At 55.3% G+C, this 5,872-nt stretch carries 5 protein-coding genes; 1 reads left to right on the top strand and 4 read right to left on the bottom strand.

All coding sequences use genetic code 11. The features are described 5' to 3' along the window. Nucleotides 1-215: 215 nt before the first annotated feature. Nucleotides 216-791 carry a TIGR00645 family protein gene (locus tag ACOSYY_RS16470; protein WP_421663817.1) on the top strand — a complete coding sequence of 192 codons (576 nt, stop codon included), beginning with the start codon at nt 216-218 and terminating at the stop codon, nt 789-791. 303 nt (nt 792-1,094) lie between these two features. Here the strand turns inward: ACOSYY_RS16470 and ACOSYY_RS16465 are convergent, their stop codons facing one another. The 4 genes from ACOSYY_RS16465 to ACOSYY_RS16450 form a co-directional block, all read right to left on the bottom strand. Continuing rightward, nucleotides 1,095-1,478 (bottom strand): response regulator transcription factor, encoded by a 384-nt coding sequence (locus ACOSYY_RS16465; protein WP_421663815.1) that lies wholly within the window; start codon nt 1,476-1,478, stop codon nt 1,095-1,097. 14 nt (nt 1,479-1,492) lie between these two features. After that, nucleotides 1,493-2,212, bottom strand: a complete 720-nt coding sequence (locus ACOSYY_RS16460) for a LuxR C-terminal-related transcriptional regulator (protein ID WP_421663813.1) — start codon at nt 2,210-2,212, stop codon at nt 1,493-1,495. Between the two features lie 149 nt (nt 2,213-2,361). Then, entirely contained in the window at nt 2,362-2,988 is a 627-nt protein-coding gene (locus ACOSYY_RS16455; protein WP_421663812.1) for a response regulator transcription factor, read from the bottom strand. Nucleotides 2,989-3,148: 160 nt separating this feature from the next. Beyond that, on the bottom strand, nt 3,149-5,704 hold the full coding sequence (locus ACOSYY_RS16450; protein ID WP_421663810.1) for an ATP-binding protein: 2,556 nt from the start codon (nt 5,702-5,704) through the stop codon (nt 3,149-3,151). Nucleotides 5,705-5,872 lie beyond the last annotated feature (168 nt).

The following is a 5,872-nucleotide window of genomic DNA, read 5'->3' as shown; positions in this document are numbered from 1 at the left end:
GGCGACCCCTCATCTCAACTCTTGTTGAAGCTCGCCTGCTCCTTGGGAAAGGCGCAGCCCATCGCGTTAGGTCCTCGTCTCACTCTCCATCACCCATACGCTCTATGACACGGCGAAGCACTGAATTGACAGCTTTGAATTCACTGACTAGGATACGCCTCGCCGTCGAGTCGTCAGTTGGAGGCACGTCATCGTTGGACTGCTAGGAGGTCTTGATGTCCGATTCTCATCCGCCCCAGTTTCGAGAGGCCCATAAACCGCTGAAGCCCTCTCACTCCGCCAGCAATCAAGTCGAGGCGTTTTTTGAATCCATTGTATTTGCCAGCCGATGGATTCAAGCGCCGCTCTATGCCGGACTTATTGTGGCGGAACTGCTCTACGCATACAAATTCCTCATTGAACTCTGGGAAATGGTGACTCATATCCATAAGATGGAAGAAACGGTATTCATGCTGGGAGTTCTGGGTCTGATCGATGTCACGATGGTCGCTAATCTGCTGACCATGGTCGTGATAGGTGGGTATGCAACGTTCGTCAGCAAACTGGATTTGGAGCACCATCCGGACCGGCCGGACTGGCTGACCCACGTCGATCCCGGTACCATCAAAATCAAGCTGGCGGCTTCCTTGATCGGCATCTCCAGTATTCATTTATTGAAAGGATTTGTGGACGTCGCCAATGAAAACCCGGAACATTTGAAGTGGAAGATCTTCATCCACATGACCTTCCTTGCTTCTGCCATCTTGCTGGCATGGACCGACAAGATCATGCAGAAGGACAAGAAACATTGAGTCATAGAAGAATGTCCCTCTTCATCAACTGGGCGACAATGGTATGAGAAACCTCGGCAATCGCCGGCCTGATGGAGTGAAGCAGCTACTGTCCGATGAGTGAGGAAGATGACGCGAGCGGAGAGACATCATTATCTGCCTCGTTTTCGGAAGCTTGAGCAGACAAACGGGCGCATGGAGATCGGACAACAGTCTTGGGATCAAAGGAACGGAACGACCGGTAGGAGGTTTATCCAGGCCGCGGTAAAGACCTGCTTGGAATCCGTCCAATGCGGCCTCCGGAAGAGAGAGCGCGCGGTATGTTCAACCGAGATCCTCATCATGGGGAGAAATCAGCCTCTCCACATGTTGCACAAAGGTCGCCGCATCGAACGGTTTGACCATAGTATCGTGGGCGCCGAACACTTCCGCGGTTCGACACGTATTGTAACCGTCGATCGGGTTGGCGGAAAGCGCCAGAATTTTGACAGGCTTGGCACACGACCGGAGGTATAAAATGACTTCCAAACCATCTACGTTGGGCATGAAGAGGTCCAGCACGACCAGCGCGGGTTCAGCCTGTTTGAGGTAGGCCAATGCTTCTTTTCCATCACGGGCTTCTTCGACTTGGTGCCCACTGGACTCAAGAATCCGGCGTATCCAAGCCCGAAGTTGAGGGTCATCATCGGCAACAAGAATCGTGGCCATAAGATATTCAGACTCTATGCGGACATCTCCTCACGCATTGAGCTCTGATATTGCGTCTTCAGGTAAAGGGCAGCCGCTTGAGCGCGGCGCTCAATTTCCAGCTTTGCGAACATACTGGTAATGTAATTTTTTACCGTCCTTTCCGACAGCACCAGCTTGGCAGCGATCTCTTTGTTGGTGTCACCTTCGGCGATGAGCGCGATCACTCGCCGCTCCTGCGGTGACAGGATAGGTAGCGCGGAAGGTGAGCAATCCGAGTACTCCCTTCCTCTCAATAAACGAACGGTCTGATCGGCGGTCTCCGGGCCGAGGTACGAACCTCCCTTCGCGACAGTACGAATCGCTCGAATCAGTTCTAGCCGGTCGGTATTCTCCCGTAGATATCCTTGTGCTCCAGCCTCGACTGCGTTGCGGAACGTCTCGGTGTCACCGTCCTTCAGCAGACTGATGATCCGAACTGACGGCAGGACATGAAAGAGGGTCTTGTAGAGATCGAACTCCAAACCGCTGGAGAGCCCGAACTCCAGCAAGACCACATCCGGCTTGGTTCGTCGCGATTCGGAGAGCACGGCCTTCGCATTGTCGGCCTCACCGACCACTTCGACGTCTGGTTCTCCTTCCAACAGCGTACACAACCCAGCTCTGACGACTTCGTGACCGGACGCGACAAAAACGTGGACCGGTCGCGAGGGAGAAGAGGCGCTTGGTTTATGGTTGAGGCTCTTCCGCCGCATCCGGATACACACAACCTTCCTGTGAGGACGAGCCGTCGCACGGATTGGATTCAGATGCTCCAGGAACGCTGTGGTTTAGTTATCAGTTCGTATTCCGAAGTGGTATCGGGATTTGTCCTACAGCGACTTGATGAGCCATCGGACCTTTATCACACAAGCTGGTGATCGACGGCGTAGCGGATAAGATCGGCTGTCGTGCCAAGGCGCAGCTTTTCGAGCAATCGGGTTCGATATGTGCTCACAGTCTTGACGCTCAATTTCAATCGCTTCGCGACCTGTGAGACCGTGCGTCCTTTCGCTAACAAAGAGAGGACTTCGAGCTCGCGCACGGAAAGGGATTCGTGCGGCCATATGACATCGCGGCGCATTGAACGGTGGTCGAGCGTTTCTCGAAGCGGTTCCATCACCACCTGACGGCCGGCCAAAATGGCCCGGATGGCATCGTACAGTTCCCCAGAGGTCGCTCCTTTGGTGAGATAGCCTGATGCCCCTTGAGCCATGGCAAGACGCACATACTGTGGATCGTCATGCATGGTCAGCACCAAACATACAAGGGAAGGACGCACTTGTTTGAATCGTCTCAACACGGTTAAGCCGCTGAAATCCGGCAGACCGATATCCAGGATCGCGACTTCCACGCGCTCTTCCTGTACGATACGGATTGCTTCCTCTCCGGTAGACGCCTCCCGCACCACGGATGAAGGGAAATGGCTCTCTATGACTTCTCTGATGGCTTGGCGAAGAAGAGGATGGTCGTCGACGATCAGGACAAGCATAGTACCCGCGAAACTCCGGCGTAAAACCGTAACTCCGAAAAAGAGAAGGTATAGCAGACAAGGGCAGATTCGGATGTCCGCGCCTGTCCTACAAAGGGCGGAGCCAGGGAAAGGATGCTCTGCAACCGCGAATTCCCGCGCGACACCCCTAAAGTGCGGCTTAAGTCCAACAGGGTGTGAGCCGGCCCTCAGCATCTCGCCAATGCGGTAGCCAAGCGAGAGTCACAAGTTTGACGGCAATGTTGGCCTTGGTGGGCTTGATTGAGGTTGTTTCAAGTTTTTCATTCAGGGGGTCCGTTGCCGCGGCGAGGGCGTCGCTCTCGGATTTGAATTGCGATTCGAGATCCGCCAACTGTTTTTGTAGCGCAGCCACATTTTCTTCCGCTGCTCCGACATCTTTGGACTCTTTCATGACACGGCCGGCGCTTCGAATGGCGGTGGTGGCGCGACCGAGGTTCGAAGCGCTGATCGTTTTCCGACCCAGAAAAGCCCCGAGAATGGATGCGCCGACCGAAATGGCCGCCTGCACCTGGCTGGATCGGGATTCGGCCTGCTGTTTTTCCTTCACCAGCTCTGCCCGTCTGATACGTTCTTGAAACGCCGCGATCTTTGACCCATATTTCCGGCGAAGTGTCTCCGCGCCCTTATCGCGCTGTTCCCGCCCGGCTTGCTGCAACCGTACGCGGAAATCCCGCTCGGATTCTCCTGGCCTCGACACTTCCTTGGTGCTGGGACTTCTGAATAACTCCACCTTCTGCGTTCGAAAGAGCCAGGCAGCGAACTCCTTATTCCAATCGCCATAGCTCCTTGCTTTCCCGGCACTCGCGGGCAGCGCCAGAAATTGCGCGTCTTTTTCAGGATCCCGTTCGAGATCGGCCACCATCACATCCGTCATAGAAGCGCTATCCCAGTCGACGCCCACGGCCCCATCCGCGATAGGCGCCAATGCGGTCATGTCCCGCGTGCAGTCGGTCCCGCTTTTCGCATCGGAGAAACGAATCTGCGATGCGCCCAATAGCATCGGGGCATAGACCAATTCACTTCCCTCCGGCTTGCTACCGCGCAACGGCACAAAGTGCTGCGGCACATCCGGAGGCAGCATGGGACGCGATTTGAGTGTTGAGCGCTGAGTGTTGGGTGCTGAGTTGGGAAGCGCTGATGTTTCACGCTCGCCTCGCGGCGAAGCCGAGGGCTTCACGTCCAATGCCTCACGTCTTACGGGATCCATCAGCTGTTTGATCTGTGTCCTTGTTAGAGGACCGCATAAATAGGAGAGACACCACCGCGTCTCAAATACGACCGGTTCGTCCTCATGCACGTTGTTCATGAGAAAGATGCGATTGCCGAGACCCGCCAGGGTTTGCTCCATACGTCCTCGGTCAAACTTCTTCCCAGCGCTGGTCGAAGCCCCTTCCAATCCTTCAAGCACCCGCGCCTTGTCGCGTTCCGTCTGTAGACGCCCGATGAACCAAGTGCCGGTGTTGGCCAGGCCCTTATAGTCGAGATCAACAGGATTCTGTGTGGCGAGCACGACACCGAGTCCGAATGCGCGCGCTTGCTTCAGCAAAGTCATCAACGGCAGTTTAGAGGGCGGATTGGAGACCGGCGGGAAGTACCCGAAGATCTCGTCCATGTAGAGGAGCGCCCGCAAGCTGGTAGTCCCGGACTGCGCCCTCATCCATCCGACTATCTGACTGAGCAAGAGGGTCACAAAGAACATGCGCTCGGCATCATTCAAATGTGCGATGGAGAAAATCGCCAGGCGCGGCTTTCCCGACGAACTGTAGAGGAGCTGTTGAATGTCCAACGCGTCGCCTTCAAGCCACGCCTGAAAGCCCGGCGCGGCGAGCAGATTGTTCAACTTCATGGCCAATGCGAAGCGATCTTTCGAGGGAAAGAAAGAATCCACGTCCATCACGCCGATCTTTGACACGGGCGGCGATTGAATCATTTGGATCAACTTCGCCAAATCCAGATCTTCTTCTTTCTTCCACGTTTGATCGAGAATCGTCGAAAGGAGAATGTGCTCACGGCTCTGAATCGGATCGGCCTCGATACCAAGCAAGCCGAGCACGCTCGTCACAGTGGTGCTGATACGCTCGCGCAAAAGCTCCGTGTCGTTGAGCCCATCGGCCGTCGGCGCGGCGAACGACTTGAGGATAGACACCGGCAATCCCGCGCTGCTGCCCGGAGTGTAAATAGCGATATCCGCTGCATCGCGGAACCGCTGTATGCGGGCGCCATCCTGTTGCCAGCCTGCCAAACCCTTGGACCACAGCTCGGCCTGTGCTTCGGCATAGTCAGCCGGCGACAAGCCTTTTTTGCGTGCATCGTCTTCATTGATCCACGGCTGAAAATCTTCACCCTTGAGAGACGGGAACGTCAGCATCAAATTCCCAAGGTCGCCCTTCGGATCGATGATAATGGCGGGAATGTTGTCGATCGCCGCCTCTTCGAGAAGCGCGAGGCAAAGACCGGTCTTGCCGCTGCCGGTCATGCCGACGCAGACGGCATGAGTCACCAGATCTTTCGAGTCATACAAAAGCCAGCCCGGCTTGGCTTTCTTCTCAGCAAAATCATACGGTCGTCCCAGATAAAAAACGCCGAGCTTTTCAAAATCTTCCGCGGCCGACGGAGCAAGCGAGGGTGCCTGGATGGATTTCCTCGAGGCACTTTCTATCTTCTCGTTGGAAACTATTTTCTTCGCCTTCGGCATACCAATGCCTCCCTTCGTTCAAAGGGCGGGATGAGTTGCGCGATATTGTAGTGGCCTACATGCTGAGCTGCAAGCGGACGTAGAAGTGCGTCATCGACCAGAAGGATCAGGACCTCGTTAGGTGTAGAGGAAAATCAAATTGTGGTTTGGGAGGTAAGACATCGACGT

The sequence above is a fragment of the Nitrospira sp. BLG_2 genome (genome assembly GCF_049222245.1).
Note: the sequence above shows the minus strand (reverse complement) of the source record. Positions and strands in the feature narration are given on the sequence as shown.